Consider the following 21506-nt stretch of genomic DNA (forward strand, 5'->3'; position numbering starts at 1 on the left):
ATTTTGGTAAAAATAAGCGGAATCGGCGCCATCCGCAAATAATTGAAATCAAGACGCGCAAATATTGTCTTTCCCGCCAAAACCAAGTATTTTTGCGGCTTCTAAAACACACAACTGATTATGACGATTCTTCTCCTCGGATCGGGCGGACGCGAACACGCTCTTGCCTGGAAACTGCTAAAAAGCCCATTGTGTTCCAACCTTTTGGTCGCACCCGGAAATGCGGGAACGGCGCAAATCGCGACGAACGTGAACATTTCTCCGGTCGATTTCGCGGCGGTCAAGCAATTGGTTTTGGACAAGAACGTCGAGATGGTCGTCGTCGGCCCAGAAGATCCGCTCGTGGCCGGAATTTACGACTTCTTTAAAGCCGATGAAGATTTGGCCGGGATTCCCGTGATCGGCCCTTCAAAATTGGGCGCGACGCTCGAAGGCAGCAAGGAATTCGCGAAAGAGTTCCTGATCAAGCATAAAATCCCGACGGCGGCGTATGACAGCTTCACGGCCGAAACCGTCGAAAAAGGCTGCAAATTCCTTGAAACCCTGAATCCGCCATATGTTTTGAAGGCCGATGGTTTGGCCGCGGGAAAAGGCGTGCTCATTATCGAGGATCTCGAAGAAGCCAAAACCGAGTTGCGCAACATGCTCGTCGGACAGAAATTCGGATCGGCATCGGCAAAAGTCGTGATCGAAGAATTTTTGGACGGCATCGAACTTTCGTGCTTCGTATTGACCGACGGAAAAAGCTACAAAATCCTTCCGACGGCAAAAGATTACAAGCGAATCGGAGAAGGCGACACCGGATTGAATACAGGCGGAATGGGTGCGGTTTCCCCGGTTCCGTTCGCCGACCACGATTTCATGCAAAAAATCGAGACGCGCATCGTAAAACCGACGGTCGACGGATTGCACAAAGACGGCATCGAATACAAAGGCTTCGTTTTTATCGGATTGATCAAGGTTGGAGACGATCCTATGGTCATCGAATACAACGTGCGCATGGGCGATCCGGAAACCGAAGTGGTGATTCCGCGCTTAAAGTCAGACTTGGTGGAATTGTTTTTCGCCGTCTGGAACGAACGTCTCGACGAAGTGGCTTTGGAAATCGACCATCGCGCGGCTACGACCGTAATGGTAGTTTCGGGTGGATATCCCGAAGATTACGAAAAAGGCAAATTGATTTCAGGTTTGGATGAGGTAGACGGCTCGATCGTATTCCACGCGGGCACGAAACTCGACGAAGCGGGCAATGTGTTGTCGAACGGAGGTCGTGTGATCGCGGTTACTTCGTACGGGAACGATTACAAAGAGGCCATAAAAAAATCGTATCAAAATATAGAAAAACTACACTTTGATACGATGTATTATCGCAAGGATATCGGTTTCGACCTAGCCTAGGAACGAGTGGGCCGTGGTATCCTGAACGTCTGCTTCTTTGGTAAGTCCGATCTGCTTGATCCAGTAATACGTGAATCCGGCGCAAATGATCATGAAAACCCAGTTGATAAGGTTGGCTCCGAACCAAGTTTGAAGTTCCAACGCTCTTATCCAGTCAAGCGGCTTGAAAAGGAAATCAACGAATAACCACTGGATAGCTTCGAAAAATGCTCTCATCATTGTGAACAAGTATTAAATTTGCTTTACAAAAGTATAAAATCCACGCATGATAGCAAGCCTTTTCAGAAAATCTACGCCATTTAATTACACGGTGCTTATCGTGATCGTGGCGGTATTTTACCTGCTGTTCCAATTTTCGGGTTCGGCAAAAGGCAACGACGCGATCGGGATTGTCGAAAAAGTGTTTCTTTTCAGTCTGGTTTTCAGCTCGTTGTTCATCTTGAATTTCATCGTGAAGAAAAACGGGATGAGCCGCGACAACTCGTATGCGATCCTGTTTTACTTTTTGTTCGTGCTGTTTTTTCCGTACGCGTTCGACAATTTTAACTTGATGGTGTCAAACTTTCTGGTGCTTTTGGCGCTCAGGCGACTCATTTCGCTTCAGTCTTTGAAGGCGCCCAAAGAAAAGATTTTCGATGCGTCGCTTTGGATTTTCCTCGCCGCGATTTTCCACTTTTGGAGCATTTTGTTCATCGCTTTGGTGTTCATTTCGATACTTTTCCACGTGTCTCGCGACTTCCGAAATTGGATTTTGCCGTTCATCGCGTTTATCGCGGCGATCGTACTTTTTTTCCTTTTCGCTTTTATTTTCGATGAGACGCGCATTGCATTCGTGATGTCGAACATTCCGATAGACGTGAGCATCGATTATTTTACCGATACCAAGCAAAACCTGGCCTTGTCGATTTTCGCGCCCGTCGTCGTGTATTACCTCGTCGTGACTCTGATGACGCTTTCCTCTCGTCCTTTGATCCTGCAGTCGTCTTACAAAAAAGTGATTTCGGCTTTCTTTATCGGATTGGCCGTTTTCATCATTTCGCCCCACAAAAGCAACGAAGTCCTGATGTATACGTTCGCGCCTTTGGCCATCATGGCGTCGACGATCGTCGAGACGACAAGCAGCGAACTCAAACGCGAACTGATGGTAGGTTTGACGGCCGTTTTGGCCATCGTGAGCTTTTTTATGCAGTTATAATTTCGGGCCGTACGCCAAATCTCCGGCATCGCCCAAACCCGGAACGATGTAGTTTTTTTCGTTGAGTCTCTCGTCCTGGGCCGCAATCCACAAATAAAAGTTTTCAGGAAGTTTTTCTTCTAACAATGCAATGCCTTCTGGAGCCGCGATTACGGCTGCGATATGCACTTGGGCCGGTGTTTCCGATTGGAGCAAAATTTCAAGAACGGCCGCCAAAGATTGGCCTGTCGCAAGCATCGGGTCGACGATCACCAACGTTTTGCCTTCAATCGACGGCATCGCGCGGTATTCGACTTTTATCTCGAAATCGTCATCGTTCTTGTAATGGTGGCGATAGGCCGAAATGAATCCGTTCTGCGCATCGTCGAAGTAATTCAGGAATCCGATGTGAAGCGGCAATCCGGCACGAAGTACCGAACAAAGCACGATAGGCGTCTCGATCTCGGCCGTCTTTTTCGTGGCCAGAGGCGTTTTGATTTCGATGGTTTTGTATTCGAGTTCCTTGCTGATTTCGTACGCCATGATTTCGCCAATCCTTTCGATGTTGCGACGGAAACGCATGCTGTCTTTCTGTACGTCGACGTTTCTGATTTGCGCTAAAAAATGACTGAGTATGCTGTGGTTTTCGGAAAGGTAGCGAACGTGCATGCGATGGTGTTTAATAAGGTGCTTTGTGTAAAACCTCAAAGGTTTTCAAAACCTTTGAGGTTTGATACAGTAAAGGTATATCTTTGTACTTTAATTCTCTTTTATGTTCGCAAAATTAGCTTATTCGGTTTTTGAGCAAAGCATCAACGACTATCATAAATTCGACAATGTCGACCAACCGATCGCCAATCCGTATACCAAGGACCAATTCGAGCACTTGCTGTATTTCAAGAATTGGATCGACACGGTGCAATGGCATTTTGAAGACATCATCCGCGATCCGCAAATCGATCCGGTTGCCGCTTTGACCCTGAAGAGAAGAATCGACGCCTCGAACCAGGAACGCACCGACATGGTAGAATATATCGACAGCTATTTCCTCAAGAAGTTTTCGAACGTGAAAGTGAAGGACAACGCGAAAATCAACTCCGAATCTCCGGCCTGGGCATTTGACCGCCTGTCGATTTTGGCATTGAAAATCTATCACATGAACGAGGAAGCCACACGTGTAGAAGCGACCCAGGCACACCGCGACGCGTGTCAGGCCAAACTCAACATCTTGCTCGAGCAACGTTCGGATTTGTCTACGGCGATCGACGATCTTCTGACCGACATCGAGAACGGCGACAAGTTCATGAAAGTCTACAAACAGATGAAAATGTACAACGACGAGGAACTCAATCCGGTGTTGTACCAAAACAAGAAATAATCGCTTGCCCAAGCCGCTTGCACATATAGCCGTCATCCGACTTAGCGCCATGGGCGACGTCGCGATGACGGTTCCTGTTTTACGCGCTTTGGTGAAACAGCATCCTGAAGTGAAGATCACGATGGTTTCGCGTGCGTTCCTTGCACCTTTTTTCGACGGAATCCCGAACGTGGAATTCTTCGCCGTCGATCTCAAAGGCCGACACAAAGGCATTTTGGGACTCGCCCGATTGTATTCGGATCTTAAAAAACGCAAAGTCGACGCTTTGGCCGACCTTCACAATGTGTTGCGTTCCAAGATCGTGCGTTCGTTTTTTGTCGGAAGCGGAAAACCCGTGGCCAAAATCGATAAAGGACGGGCCGAAAAGAAAGCGCTCACACGAGCCGAAAACAAGATTTTCAAACCGCTCAAGTCTACTTTCGAGCGTTATGCCGACGTGTTCCGCGAACTTGGTTTTCCGATGGATTTGTCCAATCCGGAATTTCCGAAAACACCCGAATTGGCTTCGGAAGTGAAAGCGATAACAGGCGAAAAAGCGTCAAAATGGATCGGGATCGCACCGTTCGCCGCACATCAGGGCAAACAATATCCGCTCGATCTGATGGCCGAAGTCGTCTCGAAACTATCCGAAAACACCGATAACAAAATCTTCCTTTTCGGAGCCGGAACCGATGAAATCAAAACGCTGGAATCGCTAAAATCCGACAGTCAAAACGTGATCGTGATTGCCGGAAAACTCAAACTTTCGCAAGAACTCAACCTTATCGCGAACCTCGACGTGATGCTCAGTATGGATTCCGGAAACGCCCACATGGCCGCGATGTTCGGGATTCCCGCCGTCACGCTTTGGGGCGCGACGCATCCGTTTGCGGGTTTTGCACCTTTCAACCAGCCCGACTCGAATTTGATTGTGTCCGACAGGGAAAAATTCCCGCTGTTGCCGACTTCGGTTTACGGAAACAAGATCGTCGAAGGTTACCAGGACGCGATGCGTACGATTTCTCCAGAAACGGTCGTCGAAAAAATAAATTCCGTCATCGCATGAAAAAATCGGTCGCCAATTCTGAACACTATAAATGGGGCGACGATTGCGACGGCTGGCATTTGCTCAAGTCGGAATCGCTTAGCGTGATCAGTGAGAAGATGCCGCCGCAAACGGCTGAAGTTTTGCATTACCATTCCAAAAGCCAACAGGTTTTCTATATTTTGTCGGGCGTGGCGAATTTTGAAATCGAGGATGAAACCGTTACGGTTAATGCAAATGAAAGTCTTCACATTCCAGTCAAAACCTGGCACAGGATCAAAAATAAATCGAACGATGACCTTACGTTTTTAGTCATTTCCGAACCCAAAGCCCAAGGCGACCGCATCGAACTTCTCGACTATTCCGAAGAGCTCAAGCCGTATATCAAATCGTTGAATTACGAATGGCTCGAAAAGTACTTCAAAGTCGAACCCGGAGATGCGAAGTCACTCGCCAATCCTAAAGAACACATCCTCGATAAAGGCGGATTCGTGTGGTTCGTGCGTTTTCGTGAACAGATCGTCGCAACGGTGTCGCTTCTCAAAAAAGCCGACGGTGATTTCGAGTTAGGGAAAATGGCGGTTTCAGAGAATTTCCACGGTTTCGGTATCGGCAATATGCTGATCAAACAATGCTTCAATAAAGCAAAAGAGCTCGGGATTCCCAAGCTCGTTTTGTATTCGAATACGAAATTGACGCCGGCGATCCATTTGTACCGCAAGTTCGGATTTGTGGAAACCGAACTGGAATCGGGGCTTTACGAACGCGCCAACATCAAAATGGTCAAGGTTTTTTAGACGTCGTCGTAATCTACGTAAATCTCTTCGGAAGTTGGGTGCGCCTGGCACGTCAACACGAGACCTTGTGCTATTTCGCCGTCGGTCAGGATCGCGTTCTTGACCATTTCGGCCGAACCTTTCGTGACGCGCGCCATACAGCTTGAGCAAATTCCGCCCTGGCACGAATACGGAGCGTCTATGCCTTGCTTGAGTGCGGCCTCGAGCAATGTCTGTTTCTTCGACATCTCGAAAGTCGTTTCCTCGTCGTCGACCATCACGGTGATTTTGGTATGTCCTTCCACTGGCGTCGCAAGTTGTTTTTCTGATTTAGGCGGAACGAAAAGCTCGAAGCGGATGTCTTTCTCCTTGATATTATGCTCCTTAAGAACCGAACTCACGGTCATGATCATCTCTTCGGGTCCGCAAAGCCAAAACTTGTCGAAATCGACTTCCTTATATTTATTGTTGATGATGTAATTGACGGTAGAACGCTCGATCCTTCCGAAAATCTGGTGCTCGACCTTGGCCTGGCTGTATACGAAATGTACGAAGAATCTACCGGTATATTGTTGTTCGAGCTCGTGGATTTTGTTGTGGAAGATTGTCTGGTCGGGCGTTTTGTTGCCGTAAACCAATACGAAAGTGCTGTTGGGTTCGCCTTGCAATACGCTTTGGATGATTGCCATGACGGGCGTGATCCCGCTTCCGGCCGCAAAAGCTGCATAGTTCTTTCTGCGCGACGCGTCGGGTTCGAAAGTGAACGTTCCCTCGGGCAAACCGACTTCCATCGTGTCGCCTTCTCTCAATTGCGCATTGGCAAAAGCCGAGAACAAGCCCGACTTCACCGATTTTATCGCGATGCGCAATTCGTCGCTTCCGGGAGCGGAACAGATCGAGTAGGCGCGTCGGATTTCTTCTCCGTCCAAAGTGAGTTTCAGCGTAAGATATTGTCCGGCGATGAATTTGTAATAGTCGCGAAGTTGGTCGGGAACGCGGAAAGCTACAGAAATGGCTTCGGGCGTTTCTCGTGTCACATCTTTTATATTGAGCTTGTAGAACGTGGTTGACATGCTTAAAATTTTTGCAAAATTACAAAAAACAGGTCTTGTTTCGGGTTTGGCGCGAACGATTGTAAATCAATTCGAAAATCACGTAACATTTGAGTATTTTTATGCTCCTATCCTAAAAAGGTATCCATGTTCAAACATTTCTTTATGCTCGAGACCAAAGCGTTCTTCAGGTCTTCGGCACTTGGCGCGAATCTCGCCATCAAAATCATTCTGGGTATCGTAGCGACTTTTTATGCTTTCATGTTCTGCATGCTGGGTTTTGCGATGTATCCGATACTCAAGGAACAAGGCCTGAATCCGCTCGAGGTCGTCAACAAATACCTGATTTTTTATATGGTATTCGATTTGACGATCCGCTACTTCATGCAGAAAATGCCCGTGATGAACATCAAGCCGTTGTTGATTTTGAATGTGAAACGCAATACGGTCGTACATTTCGCGATCGGAAAAAGCGTCATTTCGTTTTTCAACGCGATCCATTTGTTCTGGCTCATACCGTTTACGGTAGCGCTGCTTATCAATGGTCACTCGCCTATAAATGTACTGATGTGGCATTTTTCGATTGCCGCTATTTTGCTCGCCGATAATTTCATCAACCTTTTGATCAATAATAAGGATGCGGTTTTCTATCCTGTCGTGGGTATCGTATTGGCTGCGGCCTTGTGTTGGTATTACGATTGGTACGATGTGACGGTTTATACGCAAATGGTGTTCTCGGCGTTTTACGAGACACCGATCGGCGTGATTTTCGCGCTCGTATTTTTGGCGTTGCTGTATTGGTTCGTTTTCAAATATTACCGCAACAGGTTGTATCTTGACACCGGACTCGCCAAGAAAAATGACATCGCCAAAACCGAAAACTTTGGCTGGCTCGACCAGTTCGGCGAAATGGGCGTGTTCCTCAAGAACGACATCCGATTGCTCAAGCGCAACAAACGTTCGCGTACTACCGTCGTGATGAGCGTCATTTTCATTTTCTACGGATTGCTGTTCTACACCAACGCCATCGAACAATACCGCGCGCCCATGTGGCAGGTTTTTGCGGGCATTTTCGTCTCGGGCGGATTCCTGTTCACGTTCGGTCAGTTCGTACCGAGTTGGGACAGTTCGTATTATCCGCTGATGATGAGCCAGAACATCAAATACAAAGATTATCTCGCCTCGAAATGGTGGCTTATGGTGATCGCGACCGTGATTTCGACGATTCTCGCGTCTTTTTACCTGGTTTTCGGATGGAAAATTTACATGCTGATCGTCGTAGGCGCGATTTACAACATAGGCGTCAATTCGCATTTGGTATTGCTCGGAGGCGCTTTCGTCAAGACACCTATCGATTTGACTTCGGGCAAACAGGCGTTCGGCAACAAACAGGCTTTCAACGTCAGGACACTTCTTATTACCGTGCCGAAACTTCTCGTGCCTATGTTGCTTTACGCGTTAGGATTCTACACGTACAGCGCCGAACTCGGGTTTATTTTGGTGGCTGGCGCAGGCCTTGCCGGATTCGCGTTCCGCAACAAGATGTTCACGGTCATCGAGCGCATTTACCGCACCGAGAAATACAAGACGATCGCGGCTTATAAAGGAACGTAAGCCTTACAATCCGTATTCAATCAACGAATCAACAATTAAAAACCATCTGTCAACGACAATCATGATAAACGTATCCCAACTTTCAAAACAATACAACGGCACGACCGTTTTGAACATATCCGACCTGTATATCCCAAGCGGGGAAAGCTTCGGGTTAGTAGGCAACAACGGCGCCGGAAAGACGACGTTCTTCAGCCTTTTGCTCGACCTTATCGAACCGACGAGCGGGCACATCTTAAACAAAAGCGTACAAGTCAATACGAGTGAAGCGTGGAAACCTCACACGGCGGCATTTCTCGACGAGAGTTTTCTTATCGGATATCTGACGGCCGAAGAATACTTCTATTTCATCGGCGACCTTCGCAAGCAAAACAAGGCAGACGTCGATGCGCTGTTGTCCAAACACGAGGAATTCTTTAACGGAGAAATTCTCAACAGCAAGAAATACCTGCGCGATCTGTCTAAGGGAAACATGAAAAAAGTGGGCATCATCGCCACGCTTATCGGCAAACCCGAAGTCATTATCCTCGACGAACCGTTCGCGAACCTCGACCCGACGACCGTGAACCGTCTCAAGAAAATCATCAAGGAACTCGCCGACGACCCGAATGTGACGATCCTTGTTTCGAGCCATGATTTGGCGCATACGGTCGAGGTTTGTAACCGAATCGTCGCGTTGCAGAAAGGCCAGATCGTCAAGGACATCCAAACTTCGCCCGAAACCCTTAAGGAACTCGAGGAATTCTTCGCGGTTTGATTTTTGGGTGTCAAAAAACGCAAACGCCTAAATTGCCGTATCGATTAAAACCCTATTTTTACCCGTTTATATACTAAAAACGCCATTCGGCAGTTAATGCATAAAACGGTGACCGTCTTGAAAACCAATATATTCCGAATCGTATCGATTTTCGGCTTTATCGCCTTGCTCGTGGCTTGTTCGACCAAACGCGATACTTTTCTTGCGCGCAATTCGCACGCGTTGAGCACGAAATACAACATCCTTTACAACGGCGATATGGCGCTCGAGGCCGGAATGACCGACCTGCGCACGACTTATGGCGACAATTTTTGGGAAATCCTTCCCGTAGAACGCATGCAGCCCGAGGTCGAGCAACCTACCATGGGCGGCCAACCTACAGGCCCGAAAGACCAGCAAAAAAACCCGAATTTCCAACGTGCCGAGGAAAAAGCCACGAAAGCCATCCAAAAACATTCGATGAATATCGGCGGTACCGAAGTCAACTATCAGATAGACGAAGCCCATATTTTGCTCGGGAAAGCGCGTTATTACGACAAGCGTTACATTCCGGCGTTGGAAGCGTTCAACTATGTATTGTACAAATACCCGAAAAGCAGCCGTATTTACGAAGCCAAAGTATGGCGTGAAAAGACGAATATGCGTTTGGAGAACGATCAGCTCGCCATCACGAACCTTTCCAAATTACTTGCCGACGAAAAAGTGAAGCTCGACCGACAAGTCTATTCCGATGCGAATGCGACATTGGCACAGGCGTTCATCAACACCAAACAGAAAGACAGCGCCGTTTCGCGTTTGAAGATCGCGCTAAAGAATACGAGACATGACGAGGAAGAGGCGCGCTACCGTTTCATCATCGGGCAATTGTTCGACGAAGCCGGACAAAAAGACAGCGCTTGGACGTATTACCAACAGGTGATCGACATGAAGCGCAGTTCGCCACGCATGTATACGCTTCAGGCGCACGGTCGACAGGCGGCTCAATTCGATTACGAGAAAGGCGATACACTTTCTTTCATCGAGAAATACAACAAATTGCTTAAGGATCGTGAGAACCGTCCGTATCTCGATGTGCTCAACCATCAGATGGCGTTGTTTTACGACAAGCGCAAAAAACCCGAGCAAGCCCTTAAATATTATAACAAATCGCTCGACGCCGAACCAAAAGACGCCTATTTGAACGCATCGAACTACCGCAACATGGCCGAAATTTATTTCAACGAGGCCAAATACGTTACGGCGGGAATGTATTACGACAGTACGCTCGTGCACCTCAAACCGAGAACCCGCGAATACCGTCTGATCGAGAAGAAGCGCATGAATTTGGACGATGTGATCAAGTACGAAGGCATCGCCCAAACCAACGACAGCATCATCAACGTGTATTCGATGTCTAAGGAAGGCCAAATCGCCTACTATCAAGCGTATATCGACAAACTCAAAAAACAGGACGAGGCCAAACGCATCGCCGCCGAAAAGGAAAAAGAAAAAGCCGAAGCACTTGCCCAGGCCAGCGGGAACGACGTAGCTTCGAACGATAGCGATGTGAAAGGCGCTTCGAGGAAGTCGTCCGCGATTGCTGCCCAAAAGGACAATGCGGCCAATGCAGGGCAAACGACGACTCAGGCTCCGAAAAACTCAAAACCGGGTGATTTCTACTTCTATAATTCCACGACGGTGGCTTTCGGGAAATCGGAATTCCGGAAGAATTGGGGCAACCGCACCTATCAGGAAAATTGGCGTTTCTCGAAACCGTCGAATGCCGACAAGCCCGAAGAGAAAGACGAGTCCGAAATGACCGAAGAAGAAAAACAAGCCCAAAGAATTGCGGAGCAACAAGCCGAGGCGAAGTATACCACAGATTTTTACATCAGCCAGCTTCCGACCTCGAAAACCGTAATCGACAGTTTGGCCAAAGAACGCAACTTCGCGTATTATCAGCTTGGCGTCATTTATAAGGAGAAGTTCAAGGAATACCAGCGCGCTGCCGACAAGCTCGAGAAACTGTTGATGAACAGCCCCGAAGAACGTTTGATCCTTCCGGCACAATACAACCTGTACAAGATTTACGAGATCATCGATAAGGATAAGGCTGCCGTGATCAAACAAGACATCATCAGCCAGTATCCGGATTCGCGTTACGCCCAGATTTTGAGCAATGCCGAAATGACCGGAGACGCCGCGCTCACGCCGACCGCTTCGTTCAACAAATTGTACAAACTGTACCAAGATGGCGAGTATAAAGAAGTGATGACCAAGATCGAGGAAGCCATCGACCAATATACGGGCGAGGAAATGCTTCCGAAATTCGAGATGCTCAAGGCGCGCAACATCGGGAAACTCAAAGGCCTTGAAGAATATAAGAAAGCACTCAATTATGTGGCGCTTACGTATCCGAACCAGGCCGAAGGTAAAGAAGCCGAAACCTTGCTCGGACGCGACGTGGTCATGATGGAAAACCTTCAGTTCAACGAAAAAGAACCGAAGAGCTGGAAAATCCTGTATCGCGCTCCAGATCCGCAAGCCAAGAACATCAAGTCGCTTCAGGAAAAACTCAAGAAGTTCATTTCCGAAAGAACGGCCGACCAGCTTACGCAATCGCTCGACATTTATACGATGGACATGAATTTCGTCGTGCTTCACGGCATCAAGACCGAACAAGGAGCCGAAGGAATCGCATCTGTACTCAAGGAATTCAAGGAATACAAAGTGCCAGATGCGCCGATCGTGATTTCAAGCGACAACTACGGAATCGTGCAGATCAAGAAAAACCTTGAGGAATACTTGGCCGATCCGCACAAGCCTGCCGAAAAACGCGCCGCTCCGGCATTGAAACCGGTAGACGAGCCGAAAAAGAACCAGACGCCTCGCGGTGCGCGCATCCCGAAACAACGTCCGGCGCAAACCCAGCAACAAGGCAACCAGCCGCCGACGATCGGAAGGCCGCCACAGGATTCGGACGATCCGAAGCAAAACAACATGCCTCCGGGAATGAATTCGACGAATCCGAAAGCAACGACCCAACAACCTACACAACAACAGCCTAGAAAGTAATGTTCGACAAAAGCCCGAAATCCTATACCGACCTTTTGGGGAAAACCAACAGGATCGTCGAAGGGACGGCGATCAAAGGCGACATCATTTCCCAAGCCGATTTGCGCCTAGATGGGAAACTCATCGGCAATTTGCAATGCAGCGGAAAGATCGTGATCGGTCCGGCGGGTGCGGTACAAGGCGACATCGTTTGTAAGAACGCCGACATCGAAGGCAAGTTCGAAGGGAAAATCCAGGTGGCCGAGATGCTTAACGTCAAAGCCAAAGCCAACATACACGGACATGTGATCTGCGCCAAGCTTTCGGTAGAACCCGGAGCAGGTTTCAGCGCGTCTTGCGAAATGCGTCCGCAACCCAAAAACCTACCCGTTTATGAGCAGCGATCCGAACCGCAAGAAAAAGGGGAATAAGTGGCTTGCGCTTATCAACATCCCGATCCAGATGGGTGTGATCGTGTTCGTTTTTGCGTATGCGGGGAAATGGCTTGACGAGAAATATCCTAACGAGAACAACATCTACGTCAAAACCCTCGTCATCGCCGGTGTGGCGGTTGCCATTTATAACGTAAACCGTCAGGTACAGGAAATCAATAAATCGGATGATGAATAGTTTCGGACGTTGGCGTCCTATCGTCGAAATCGTCGGAATCTCGATTTTGGCCGCCGCACTTCATGCACTCATATTACACCTTTTTAATGTCGGTACGGACGCTTTTGTATATGCGCCGTTGGAATTGTATGCGTACTTTTTAATAGCGTCGGTCATCATCCTTTTGGTTTTGATCATCGTCGAAAAACGCAATAAGGACAACGTCGGGTATACGTTCCTGATCATTACTTCGGCCAAAATGGTGTTCGCTTACTTTTTGTTGCGACCTGTGCTTGCCCACGACCTAAAAATCGAAAAAATCAATTTCTTTGTGATTTTTGCGTTGTTTTTGGCTTTTGAAACCATAACCGCGAGCAGAATGCTCAATCGCGATTGACACTTTAAGCATGTGATTTTGCGCGTTTAAGTCGGCTTTTTGAAATCGATTTCGTAATTATCTTCAAATTCAGTAAAATTTAGCGAATTACGTCCTTTTACTTTCCGATTTTAAATGTACCTTTGCGCCAAATTTAAAAACAGCTTTCAAGCTTATTTATATTATGGTGTTTTCACGTAAATCGCTCACAATCATTGCCAGTTTGTTCATCACCGCTCTCTCTTTTGCCGGAATCGCCCAGCATGAGGAGCACGCCACAGCAGCTTCTACCGAGGAAGCGCACGCTACGGCGACCGAAGCCGAAAGCCACGAGGCCCACGCTGAACCTACAGATGCCAAAGGCAAAATCAAGGCTTTTATCAATCACCACGTTTTAGATTCGCACGACTTTACTTTGTTCTCTGACGAAGAGGCCGGAACGCATTTCGGATTCCCGCTTCCGGTGATTTTGGTAGACGAAGGTTTCCATGTTTTCTCGTCTTCTAAATTCAACCACGGAGAATCTGTAGCCGAATCGAACGGAAAATACTATGCCATCAACCATCACGACGGAAAAGTATACCGCACAGACGCACAAGGCACTTTTACACACGACGAAAAAGGCCACACTACGAACATCCACCCGCTCGACCTTTCCATCACGAAAAGCGTGCTTTCTATCTTGATCGCCGCGATCCTTATGTTCTGGTTGTTCACTAGCCTGGCTAAATCATACGGGAAAAACAACGGTATCGCCACAGGTATCGGACGTTTCTTCGAACCGCTTGTCGTGTTCATCCGCGACGAGATCGCGATTCCGAACATCGGAGTGAAATACCACAGAAAATACATGGGCTATTTGCTTACGATTTTCTTCTTTATCCTGTTCCTGAACCTTTTCGGATTGACACCGCTGGGAATCAACGTTACCGGTAACATCGCCATTACGTTCTCACTTGCTATCCTGACTTTTTTGATTACGACATTAACTGCGAAAAAAGATTATTGGGCGCATATGTTCTGGATGCCGGGCGTTCCGAAACCGATGCGTATCGTATTGGCGCCAATCGAATTGCTTGGTGCTATCATTAAGCCTTTTTCATTGATGATCCGTCTTTATGCGAACATGTTGGCAGGTCACATAGTATTGATGAGCATCATCGGTTTGATGTTTATTTTCAAGAGCTGGTTGGGAAGCTCCCTTTCTTTCGGATTGGCCTTCGTGCTTTCGATCCTCGAGATTTTGGTAGCGTTCCTTCAGGCGTATATTTTCACGATGCTTTCTGCCTTGTACTTCGGTATGGCCGTAGAAGAACATCACCATGACGACGCACATCACTAATTAGAAATACTGTTTAATCTTAAATATATTTATCATGCAAATTCCAACTATTGTAGGTGCTGGTCTGATCGTAATCGGAGCCGGTCTTGGTATCGGTAGAATCGGTGGTTCAGCGATGGACGCGATCTCTCGTCAACCTGAAGCTTCTGGAAAAATCCAGACAGCTATGTTGATCGCAGCAGCGCTTATCGAAGGTATTGGTTTCGCGGCTCTTTTCGCGTAATGAAGAACAGAGGTCAGTTGCAACGGTTGGTTGTAACTGACTTTCTATTAAAGATTAAAATTTAAAACATATATATTCCGAAAATGGAAAAATTAGTTAATCAGTTCGAATTAGGTTTGTTCTTTTGGCAGATGCTCATTTTCATCGGCCTTATCCTTTTGTTGCGCAAGTTTGCCTGGAAGCCGATCCTGGATTCGGTAAACAACCGCGAAGAAGGAATCCGCAACGCCTTGTCTTCTGCCGAGAAAGCGCGCGAGGAAATGGTTGCCCTTCAAGCCAAAAACGAAGAGACTTTGCAACAAGCCCGTATGGAGCGCGATGCGATGCTTAAGGAAGCTCGTGAGATCAAAGAAAAAATGATCGCCGACGCTAAAGCCGATGCCGCTACCGAAGGCGCGAAGATGATCGAACAGGCAAAAGCCGCGATCAACGCCGAGAAAAACGCAGCGATGGCCGAAATGAAAGCGCAGGTTTCTTCACTTTCTTTGGAAATCGCCGAGAAGCTTTTGAAAGAAGAGCTTTCGAACAAAGAATCACAAATCAAATTGGTCGACAAGATGTTGGCCGACGCTAAACTGAACTAATATGTCTAGAGCTGCTATCCGTTACGCGAAAGCGATTTTAGATATGGCGCATTCACGCGGAGTCGCTTCCGAAGTGAACAATGACATGGCGCACATTGCCGAAAACCTTGAAGCGAATGCAGAACTTAAAGGGTTTCTCGACAGTCCGATCATCAGCAATGAAGTCAAGGAAAAGGCGACTTTGGAAGTGTTCGATGCGGCGCACAACATCACAAAAGGGTTGTTCCGTCTTTTGAAAGAGAATAAGCGTTTCGAGATACTTGGCGCGATCGCTACAGAATACAACAAGCTTTTCGAAGACATGAACGGCGTTGAGGTAGCAACCGTTACTACGGCCATCGCACTCGACAAAGAAATGGAAGCCAAAGTGATGAGCAAGATTCTCGAATTTTCGAACAAGAAGATCGTGATCGAGAATATCGTGAACCCGGAAATCATCGGAGGTTTCATCCTTCGCATCGGCGACAAGCAATACAATGCTTCGGTAGCCAACCGTTTGAACGTTCTTAAAAGAGAATTGACCCAATAATGAGAAAGATCTTTTTGATAGCCATGCTGGTAGTTTCGGCGATTGGGATGTCACAAAAAGTGAAGCTCAAGAAAGGCGATGTCCTTGTCGATGACGCGGTATGGTTGAAATACACCGAATGCGGAACTTTCGACAGTACTTGTTCTTTGGTCAACGCGGCCGGCGACGAGATCATTTTCTTCAAGACCATCCGTCTTAAAGGAGTCGAGCCGATTACAAGTTCTAACAAAGACGGATCGCTCACGTATTACGAAATCTCTTTCCTCGGCTTGAACAAAAAGATCGAGATGAAGGATTTCCAAAAAGAGATCATGCGTCTGATTTACGTCGGCAAAGCGGTAAACGAAGACGGAACGCTGAATCCTGAGCGTGTAGACAGGATAGTTGAAAAATATGGAACCCCGTTCCCTGACCAATATAACAGAAGCGGTTCCGACACACACACAGTAATAATAAAAGACGAAACCCGCAAACCGGGAGTTCAAGTTAACATAGGTAGATAAACATAAAGTTATGGCGGAAATTAAACCGGCTGAAATTTCAGCAATATTGAAGAAGCAGCTTTCGGCTTTCGAATCGGGAGCGACGCTTGAAGAAGTGGGAACCGTTTTGAACGTCGGTGATGGTATCGCCCGCGTTTACGGATTGTCAAACGTACAATATGGTGAATTGGTAGAGTTCGATAACGGTTTGGAAGGAATCGTATTGAACCTTGAAGAAGATAATGTTGGTGTCGTATTGCTCGGCCCATCTACTGGGATCAGAGAAGGTTCCGATGTAAAAAGAACACAGCGCATCGCTTCATTGAAAGTGGGTGAGCAAATGGTTGGCCGTGTCGTGAACACGCTTGGTCAGCCAATCGACGGAAAAGGCCCTATCGGTGGTGACCTTTACGAGATGCCACTTGAGCGTAAAGCACCGGGTGTAATCTTCCGTCAGCCGGTAACCGAGCCGCTTCAAACAGGTATCAAGGCGGTAGACGCGATGATCCCGGTTGGACGTGGACAGCGTGAGCTTGTGATCGGTGACCGTCAAACCGGAAAATCTACGGTTTGTTTGGATACCATCCTAAACCAAAAAGAATTCTACGATGCAGGTCAGCCTGTATTCTGTATCTATGTCGCTATCGGACAAAAAGCTTCGACTGTTGCTGGTATCGCAAAAACGTTGGAAGAAAGAGGAGCGATGGCTTATACGGTAATCGTTGCTGCCAATGCTTCCGATCCTGCTCCGATGCAGGTTTACGCTCCGTTCGCAGGTGCTGCTATCGGTGAGTACTTCCGCGACACGGGCCGTCCGGCTTTGATCGTATACGATGATTTGTCGAAACAAGCGGTCGCTTACCGTGAGGTGTCGTTGTTGCTTCGTCGTCCACCGGGACGTGAGGCGTATCCTGGAGACGTTTTCTACCTTCACAGCCGTTTGCTTGAAAGAGCTGCGAAAGTGATCGGTGACGACGCTATCGCCAAGAACATGAACGACCTTCCGGAATCTTTGAAACCGATTGTAAAAGGCGGCGGATCGCTTACGGCTCTTCCGATCATCGAAACACAAGCGGGCGACGTTTCGGCTTATATCCCGACAAACGTGATCTCGATCACCGACGGACAGATTTTCTTGGAGTCTGACTTGTTCAACTCTGGTGTACGTCCGGCGATCAACGTAGGTATTTCCGTATCGCGTGTTGGTGGTAACGCCCAAATCAAGTCGATGAAGAAAGTTGCCGGTACGCTTAAGCTTGACCAGGCGCAGTTCCGTGAATTGGAAGCGTTCGCGAAATTCGGTTCAGACCTTGATGCCGTTACTTTGAACGTAATCGAGAAAGGTAAGCGTAACGTTGAGATCCTCAAGCAAGGTCTGAACTCTCCGTTTACCGTTGAAGACCAAGTTGCGATCATCTACGCAGGTTCTAAAAACCTATTGCGTAACGTTCCTGTAGAAAAAGTGAAGGAATTCGAAAAAGACTTCCTCGAGTACATGAACGCCAAGCACCGCGACACTCTTGACGCTTTGAAAGCCGGTAAATTCACCGACGAGATCACAGACGTTATCGAGAAAGCGGCGAAAGAAGTTTCAGCAAAATACAATTAATCAATTTGAAGATTTGAAAATTTGGAAATGACCGTCATTTTCAAATTTTCAAATTATCTAATTTTCAAATTATAATGGCAAACCTAAAGGAAATACGTAACCGGATCACTTCCGTTTCCTCGACGATGCAAATCACGTCGGCGATGAAAATGGTATCTGCGGCCAAATTGAAAAAAGCCCAGGATGCGATTACCGCCATGCGTCCGTATGCCGAAAAGCTCACGGAATTGCTCCAGAATTTGTCGTCTACGCTCGATACGGATGCAGGTGGTGAATTCACCACGCAGCGCGAAGTGAAGAACGTGCTTATCGTAGCCGTGACTTCGAATCGTGGTCTTGCGGGTGCTTTCAACTCGAACGTGCTCAAAGAAGTGAGACGTTTGACCGAAAGCGTTTACGCCGGAAAGAACGTGCATTATGTGACGCTGGGTAAAAAAGGAAATGATTTGCTCAAAAAATCGGGCAACGTGGTTTCTAACAACAATGCGATTTTCGACAACTTGACTTTCGAGAACATATCGTTGATCAGCGACGAGATCGTCCAGCTTTTCGTGAGCGGTAAATACGACAAGGTAATCGTCGTGTACAACCAGTTCAAGAACGCTGCGACGCAAATCATCAAGGAAGAGCAGTTCCTGCCGTTGGTTCCGCCAACCACGACAGACAACAAACAGATCGTCGATTACATCTTCGAACCATCGAAAGAGGAAATCGTGATGACGCTCATCCCGAAAATGCTCAAGACGCAATTGTACAAAGCGGTTCGCGACTCTTTCGCATCAGAGCACGGAGCGCGTATGACGGCCATGCACAAAGCGACCGACAACGCGACGGCATTGCGCAACCAGTTGAAATTGACCTACAACAAGGCACGTCAGGCGGCCATTACGAACGAAATCCTCGAGATCGTTGGTGGAGCCGAAGCCTTGAAAGGATAATAAAAACACATAAGTGAAAAGAGCCGGATTTTGTCCGGCTTTTTTATTTTTGGATATGCGGAATTTTTTTAGCGTCTGGCGCACTTTCGAAATCGAAGGCGACATAGAGGATTTGGAAGACAAATTACTCGTTGGCGGGGCGTCTTTTTACGCCAGACGCCAAAATGAATACGCGATCGAGTGCCGATTGAAAGCTTCGTTTGGGGTCGCATTGATCAACAGTTTCAAATCGTATCCGATCGGTACGGAAGTGATGATTTTACGCGACGCCAACGACAAAATCCATGTCGAGATGCGCAGCGGCATGAGAGGCGAAATCGCAATTTTGTTCTTGATTTGGTTCGCAATCGCTGTCGCTTCGGTTGCATCCGACGAAAAAAACCTGTGGATTGCGGCAGTCCTTTTTCCGTTGCTGATTGTTTGGTTCCAATTCGTTTATCGTTCGCAACAGCAAATCCTGCAGAAAAGCATCGAAACCCATCTCAAAAGCTCTTAAATGTTAATTAAAATGGTGATAACGACCATTCGAAAAACAAAGTTTCCCACATGAATTGGCTATTTTTGCTTATTAGCGACAATTCGATTACCTCACGTGTACAAAAGCCTTTTCAAACAGACTGCGATTTACGGACTAGCTACGGTTTTACCGCGCATGCTGAGTTTTTTGCTCGTGCGTTTGTACACGAACAAATTGCCCGAAGGCGAATACGGCGAAGTCACGATCGTCATGGCGTGGATGATTTTCCTCAACGTAGGGCTTTCATACGGTTTCGAGACGGGTTTCTTCCGCTTTTACAATTCCGAGCACGATAAGGAAAATGTGGTTTCCACTTCGACGATTTCTATTTTCTGGTCGTCCATGCTGTTTTTGGGAGCCGCTTTGCTGTTCCGCAACAGCATCGCGCATATGGTCAATGTCGATGCGTCGTATATTACCTACGCGATTTGGATTTTGGTGCTCGATGCGCTTGTCGTGATCCCATTCTCGAAACTGCGCGCCCAGCAACGACCCATGATGTATGCCGCAATCAAGATTGGCAACGTCGCGGTCAACCTCGGATTGAACCTAATCTGTTTGCTTTGGTTGCCGGTTTTTGCCGACAACCATCCCGATAGTTTCATCAGCAGCCTATACGTGCCGAATTTCGAGGTCGGATATATTTTCATGTCGAACCTGATTGCGAGTTTCCTCACGTTCGTCGTGCTTTCTCCCGATTATTTCAAGATTAACTGGCACATCGACCCGAAACTTTGGAAGCGTATGATGCAATACGGACTTCCGATTTTCTTCGCCGGAATCGCGTTCGCCATCAACGAGCATTTCGACAAGATCCTACTCGAGAAATTACTGCCGGCCAATGTCGCCAAAGCGCAAGTGGGTGTTTATTCGGCTTGTTATAAATTGGCGCTATTCATGACGTTGTACGCGACCGCTTTCAGGTTGGGCATCGAGCCGTTCTTTTTTAGCCATTCCGGAAACGACAACGCCAAACAGACCTACGCAGTAATCACCAAGTATTTCGTGATTTTCGGATCGTTCATTTTGCTTTCGGTAGTCGTGTTCGCCGACGTGCTCAAAATTTTGCTGCTCGACAATCCGGGTTATTGGGAAGCGATGAAAGTCGTGCCGCTTATCATCATCGCAAATTTTTTCCTAGGGATTTACACGAACCTTTCGGTTTGGTACAAGCTCATCGACAAGACGCACATCGGCGCTTACATTTCGCTGGTCGGCGCGGTCGTGACGTTGGCGCTCAATTTCATCCTGATCCCGCTCATGCAAAAGAAAAGCGGGGACGGTTACATGGGTTCGGCCATCGCGACGATCGCGGCTTACGGCTCGATGATGGTCATTTCGTACGTCATGGGGCAAAAGCAATACGAAATCCCGTACGACATGAAAAAAATCTTGGGTTATCTGGGTATTTCCATCGGATTTTCGTTCATAGCGTTTTACGGTTTCCGTGAGAATTATTACGTCAACATACCGCTTTTGTTGATTTTTATGGGCTTCATCTATTACAGCGAAAAAGAAACGCTCGAGAAAATCATCAAGCGAAAGTCAAGGACAAAGAGGATGGAGATTTAAGCGATTCCCAAACCAAATACGAACCGATTACAAATGAAAATACAGATCATCAACAACTCAGGCCATGCGCTTCCCAACTACGAAACAATCGCTTCGGCAGGAATGGATTTGCGCGCGGTACTTACTGAACCCATTACGTTAAACCCGCTTGAACGGGCCATCGTCAAGACCGGCTTGTTCATCGAACTTCCGATCGGATACGAAGCTCAGGTGCGTCCGCGATCAGGATTGGCCGCGAAAAAAGGGGTTACCGTACTCAATTCACCAGGCACGATAGATGCCGATTACCGAGGAGAAATCGGGGTAATTTTGGTAAATTTATCCAATGAGGCTTTCGTCGTAGAAAACGGCGAGCGCATCGCCCAACTGGTCATCGCCAGGCACGAACGCGCCGAATGGATTGAAGTGTCGGAATTGACCGAAACGAGTCGCGGTGCGGGCGGTTTTGGGAGTACGGGAACGAAATAGTTCAAAATTCGTTATTCGTTGATCGTTATTCAACATTCAAAAATATTTGCC

The 21506-nt window shown here is 47.5% G+C and carries 24 protein-coding genes; 21 read left to right on the top strand and 3 right to left on the bottom strand.

What is annotated here, in order from left to right; translation table 11 throughout:
* Nucleotides 1–120 precede the first annotated feature (120 nt).
* On the top strand, nucleotides 121–1398 hold the full coding sequence (gene purD / locus HZF10_RS04525; RefSeq protein WP_176004997.1) for a phosphoribosylamine--glycine ligase: 1278 nt from the start codon (nucleotides 121–123) through the stop codon (nucleotides 1396–1398).
* Here the strand turns inward: purD and HZF10_RS04530 are convergent.
* A complete protein-coding gene (locus HZF10_RS04530) occupies nucleotides 1390–1614 on the bottom strand; it encodes a DUF6341 family protein (RefSeq protein WP_176005356.1) in 225 nt (74 codons plus the stop codon). The genes purD and HZF10_RS04530 overlap by 9 nt on opposite strands.
* Nucleotides 1615–1663: 49 nt before the next feature.
* Here HZF10_RS04530 and HZF10_RS04535 point away from each other — a divergent pair, with 49 nt between their 5' ends.
* The gene (locus HZF10_RS04535; RefSeq protein ID WP_176004998.1) at nucleotides 1664–2593 is read left to right on the top strand and encodes a hypothetical protein; all 930 of its coding nucleotides are present in this window, start codon (nucleotides 1664–1666) and stop codon (nucleotides 2591–2593) included.
* On the opposite strand, the gene upp is transcribed toward HZF10_RS04535, so the two are convergent.
* Nucleotides 2588–3241 carry a uracil phosphoribosyltransferase gene (gene upp / locus HZF10_RS04540; protein ID WP_176004999.1) on the bottom strand — a complete coding sequence of 218 codons (654 nt, stop codon included), beginning with the start codon at nucleotides 3239–3241 and terminating at the stop codon, nucleotides 2588–2590. The genes HZF10_RS04535 and upp overlap by 6 nt on opposite strands.
* Before the next feature lie 103 nt (nucleotides 3242–3344).
* On the opposite strand from upp, the gene HZF10_RS04545 reads away from it, so the two are divergent.
* Genes HZF10_RS04545 through HZF10_RS18130 form a run of 3 tightly spaced genes read left to right on the top strand, consistent with a single transcriptional unit; the run spans nucleotide 3345 to nucleotide 5771 of the window.
* Nucleotides 3345–3950: a DUF4254 domain-containing protein gene (locus HZF10_RS04545; RefSeq protein WP_176005000.1), complete on the top strand. Its 606-nt coding sequence runs from the start codon at nucleotides 3345–3347 to the stop codon at nucleotides 3948–3950.
* Nucleotides 3951–3999: 49 nt separating this feature from the next.
* Nucleotides 4000–4995: a glycosyltransferase family 9 protein gene (locus HZF10_RS04550; RefSeq protein WP_176005358.1), complete on the top strand. Its 996-nt coding sequence runs from the start codon at nucleotides 4000–4002 to the stop codon at nucleotides 4993–4995.
* Nucleotides 4992–5771 (top strand): GNAT family N-acetyltransferase, encoded by a 780-nt coding sequence (locus tag HZF10_RS18130; RefSeq protein WP_306454588.1) that lies wholly within the window; start codon nucleotides 4992–4994, stop codon nucleotides 5769–5771. Before HZF10_RS04550 ends, HZF10_RS18130 begins: the two co-directional genes overlap by 4 nt.
* Here the strand turns inward: HZF10_RS18130 and HZF10_RS04560 are convergent.
* The gene (locus HZF10_RS04560; protein ID WP_176005001.1) at nucleotides 5768–6823 is read right to left on the bottom strand and encodes a ferredoxin--NADP reductase; all 1056 of its coding nucleotides are present in this window, start codon (nucleotides 6821–6823) and stop codon (nucleotides 5768–5770) included. The two genes, HZF10_RS18130 and HZF10_RS04560, sit on opposite strands and share 4 nt — an antisense overlap.
* A gap of 126 nt (nucleotides 6824–6949) precedes the next feature.
* Between HZF10_RS04560 and HZF10_RS04565 the strand changes: the two genes are divergently transcribed.
* From HZF10_RS04565 to dut, 16 genes are all read left to right on the top strand, one after another.
* Nucleotides 6950–8416, top strand: coding sequence for a DUF5687 family protein (locus HZF10_RS04565; protein WP_176005002.1), 1467 nt, complete (start codon nucleotides 6950–6952; stop codon nucleotides 8414–8416).
* A gap of 61 nt (nucleotides 8417–8477) precedes the next feature.
* The gene (locus tag HZF10_RS04570; protein ID WP_176005003.1) at nucleotides 8478–9173 is read left to right on the top strand and encodes an ABC transporter ATP-binding protein; all 696 of its coding nucleotides are present in this window, start codon (nucleotides 8478–8480) and stop codon (nucleotides 9171–9173) included.
* A 117-nt stretch (nucleotides 9174–9290) separates the two neighbouring features.
* Nucleotides 9291–12227, top strand: coding sequence for a type IX secretion system periplasmic lipoprotein PorW/SprE (gene porW / locus HZF10_RS04575; protein ID WP_246282473.1), 2937 nt, complete (start codon nucleotides 9291–9293; stop codon nucleotides 12225–12227).
* Nucleotides 12227–12637 (top strand): bactofilin family protein, encoded by a 411-nt coding sequence (locus HZF10_RS04580; protein ID WP_176005005.1) that lies wholly within the window; start codon nucleotides 12227–12229, stop codon nucleotides 12635–12637. The genes porW and HZF10_RS04580 overlap by 1 nt, the downstream gene beginning before the upstream one ends.
* Complete coding sequence (locus HZF10_RS04585) at nucleotides 12600–12836, top strand: AtpZ/AtpI family protein (protein ID WP_176005006.1); 237 nt, start codon at nucleotides 12600–12602, stop codon at nucleotides 12834–12836. Before HZF10_RS04580 ends, HZF10_RS04585 begins: the two co-directional genes overlap by 38 nt.
* Nucleotides 12826–13212, top strand: coding sequence for a hypothetical protein (locus HZF10_RS04590; protein ID WP_176005007.1), 387 nt, complete (start codon nucleotides 12826–12828; stop codon nucleotides 13210–13212). Before HZF10_RS04585 ends, HZF10_RS04590 begins: the two co-directional genes overlap by 11 nt.
* Nucleotides 13213–13375: 163 nt before the next feature.
* The gene (gene atpB, locus HZF10_RS04595; RefSeq protein ID WP_176005008.1) at nucleotides 13376–14533 is read left to right on the top strand and encodes a F0F1 ATP synthase subunit A; all 1158 of its coding nucleotides are present in this window, start codon (nucleotides 13376–13378) and stop codon (nucleotides 14531–14533) included.
* Between the two features lie 34 nt (nucleotides 14534–14567).
* A complete protein-coding gene (locus HZF10_RS04600) occupies nucleotides 14568–14756 on the top strand; it encodes an ATP synthase F0 subunit C (RefSeq protein WP_176005009.1) in 189 nt (62 codons plus the stop codon).
* A gap of 83 nt (nucleotides 14757–14839) precedes the next feature.
* Entirely contained in the window at nucleotides 14840–15340 is a 501-nt protein-coding gene (locus HZF10_RS04605) for a F0F1 ATP synthase subunit B (RefSeq protein WP_176005010.1), read from the top strand.
* A 1-nt stretch (nucleotide 15341) separates the two neighbouring features.
* Entirely contained in the window at nucleotides 15342–15869 is a 528-nt protein-coding gene (gene atpH / locus HZF10_RS04610) for an ATP synthase F1 subunit delta (protein ID WP_176005011.1), read from the top strand.
* On the top strand, nucleotides 15869–16372 hold the full coding sequence (locus tag HZF10_RS04615; protein WP_176005012.1) for a hypothetical protein: 504 nt from the start codon (nucleotides 15869–15871) through the stop codon (nucleotides 16370–16372). The genes atpH and HZF10_RS04615 overlap by 1 nt, the downstream gene beginning before the upstream one ends.
* A gap of 10 nt (nucleotides 16373–16382) precedes the next feature.
* On the top strand, nucleotides 16383–17960 hold the full coding sequence (atpA, locus tag HZF10_RS04620) for a F0F1 ATP synthase subunit alpha (protein ID WP_176005013.1): 1578 nt from the start codon (nucleotides 16383–16385) through the stop codon (nucleotides 17958–17960).
* Nucleotides 17961–18034: 74 nt separating this feature from the next.
* On the top strand, nucleotides 18035–18898 hold the full coding sequence (gene atpG / locus HZF10_RS04625; protein WP_176005014.1) for an ATP synthase F1 subunit gamma: 864 nt from the start codon (nucleotides 18035–18037) through the stop codon (nucleotides 18896–18898).
* 55 nt (nucleotides 18899–18953) lie between these two features.
* Nucleotides 18954–19394: a hypothetical protein gene (locus tag HZF10_RS04630; RefSeq protein WP_176005015.1), complete on the top strand. Its 441-nt coding sequence runs from the start codon at nucleotides 18954–18956 to the stop codon at nucleotides 19392–19394.
* Nucleotides 19395–19490: 96 nt separating this feature from the next.
* The gene (locus HZF10_RS04635; RefSeq protein ID WP_317171592.1) at nucleotides 19491–20987 is read left to right on the top strand and encodes a lipopolysaccharide biosynthesis protein; all 1497 of its coding nucleotides are present in this window, start codon (nucleotides 19491–19493) and stop codon (nucleotides 20985–20987) included.
* Nucleotides 20988–21020: 33 nt separating this feature from the next.
* Nucleotides 21021–21455 (top strand): dUTP diphosphatase, encoded by a 435-nt coding sequence (gene dut, locus HZF10_RS04640; protein ID WP_176005016.1) that lies wholly within the window; start codon nucleotides 21021–21023, stop codon nucleotides 21453–21455.
* Nucleotides 21456–21506: the final 51 nt, after the last annotated feature.

This window comes from Flavobacterium agri (assembly GCF_013401995.1).
Taxonomy (GTDB): domain Bacteria; phylum Bacteroidota; class Bacteroidia; order Flavobacteriales; family Flavobacteriaceae; genus Flavobacterium; species Flavobacterium agri.

Bases quoted from the DNA above. Each gene is read 5' to 3' on its own strand.
- purD (WP_176004997.1), top strand. From the start codon at position 121: ATGACGATTCTTCTCCTCGGATCGGGCGGACGCGAACACGCTCTTGCC.
- HZF10_RS04590 (WP_176005007.1), top strand. From the start codon at position 12,826: ATGATGAATAGTTTCGGACGTTGGCGTCCTATCGTCGAAATCGTCGGA.
- HZF10_RS04530 (WP_176005356.1), bottom strand. From the start codon at position 1,614: ATGAGAGCATTTTTCGAAGCTATCCAGTGGTTATTCGTTGATTTCCTT.
- HZF10_RS04585 (WP_176005006.1), top strand. From the start codon at position 12,600: ATGAGCAGCGATCCGAACCGCAAGAAAAAGGGGAATAAGTGGCTTGCG.
- HZF10_RS04605 (WP_176005010.1), top strand. From the start codon at position 14,840: ATGGAAAAATTAGTTAATCAGTTCGAATTAGGTTTGTTCTTTTGGCAG.
- atpB (WP_176005008.1), top strand. From the start codon at position 13,376: ATGGTGTTTTCACGTAAATCGCTCACAATCATTGCCAGTTTGTTCATC.
- HZF10_RS04580 (WP_176005005.1), top strand. From the start codon at position 12,227: ATGTTCGACAAAAGCCCGAAATCCTATACCGACCTTTTGGGGAAAACC.
- upp (WP_176004999.1), bottom strand. From the start codon at position 3,241: ATGCACGTTCGCTACCTTTCCGAAAACCACAGCATACTCAGTCATTTT.
- atpA (WP_176005013.1), top strand. From the start codon at position 16,383: ATGGCGGAAATTAAACCGGCTGAAATTTCAGCAATATTGAAGAAGCAG.
- HZF10_RS04545 (WP_176005000.1), top strand. From the start codon at position 3,345: ATGTTCGCAAAATTAGCTTATTCGGTTTTTGAGCAAAGCATCAACGAC.
- HZF10_RS04570 (WP_176005003.1), top strand. From the start codon at position 8,478: ATGATAAACGTATCCCAACTTTCAAAACAATACAACGGCACGACCGTT.
- HZF10_RS04535 (WP_176004998.1), top strand. From the start codon at position 1,664: ATGATAGCAAGCCTTTTCAGAAAATCTACGCCATTTAATTACACGGTG.
- HZF10_RS04550 (WP_176005358.1), top strand. From the start codon at position 4,000: ATGGGCGACGTCGCGATGACGGTTCCTGTTTTACGCGCTTTGGTGAAA.
- dut (WP_176005016.1), top strand. From the start codon at position 21,021: ATGAAAATACAGATCATCAACAACTCAGGCCATGCGCTTCCCAACTAC.
- HZF10_RS04630 (WP_176005015.1), top strand. From the start codon at position 18,954: ATGCGGAATTTTTTTAGCGTCTGGCGCACTTTCGAAATCGAAGGCGAC.
- HZF10_RS04615 (WP_176005012.1), top strand. From the start codon at position 15,869: ATGAGAAAGATCTTTTTGATAGCCATGCTGGTAGTTTCGGCGATTGGG.
- HZF10_RS04600 (WP_176005009.1), top strand. From the start codon at position 14,568: ATGCAAATTCCAACTATTGTAGGTGCTGGTCTGATCGTAATCGGAGCC.
- HZF10_RS04560 (WP_176005001.1), bottom strand. From the start codon at position 6,823: ATGTCAACCACGTTCTACAAGCTCAATATAAAAGATGTGACACGAGAA.
- atpH (WP_176005011.1), top strand. From the start codon at position 15,342: ATGTCTAGAGCTGCTATCCGTTACGCGAAAGCGATTTTAGATATGGCG.
- HZF10_RS04565 (WP_176005002.1), top strand. From the start codon at position 6,950: ATGTTCAAACATTTCTTTATGCTCGAGACCAAAGCGTTCTTCAGGTCT.
- HZF10_RS18130 (WP_306454588.1), top strand. From the start codon at position 4,992: ATGAAAAAATCGGTCGCCAATTCTGAACACTATAAATGGGGCGACGAT.
- atpG (WP_176005014.1), top strand. From the start codon at position 18,035: ATGGCAAACCTAAAGGAAATACGTAACCGGATCACTTCCGTTTCCTCG.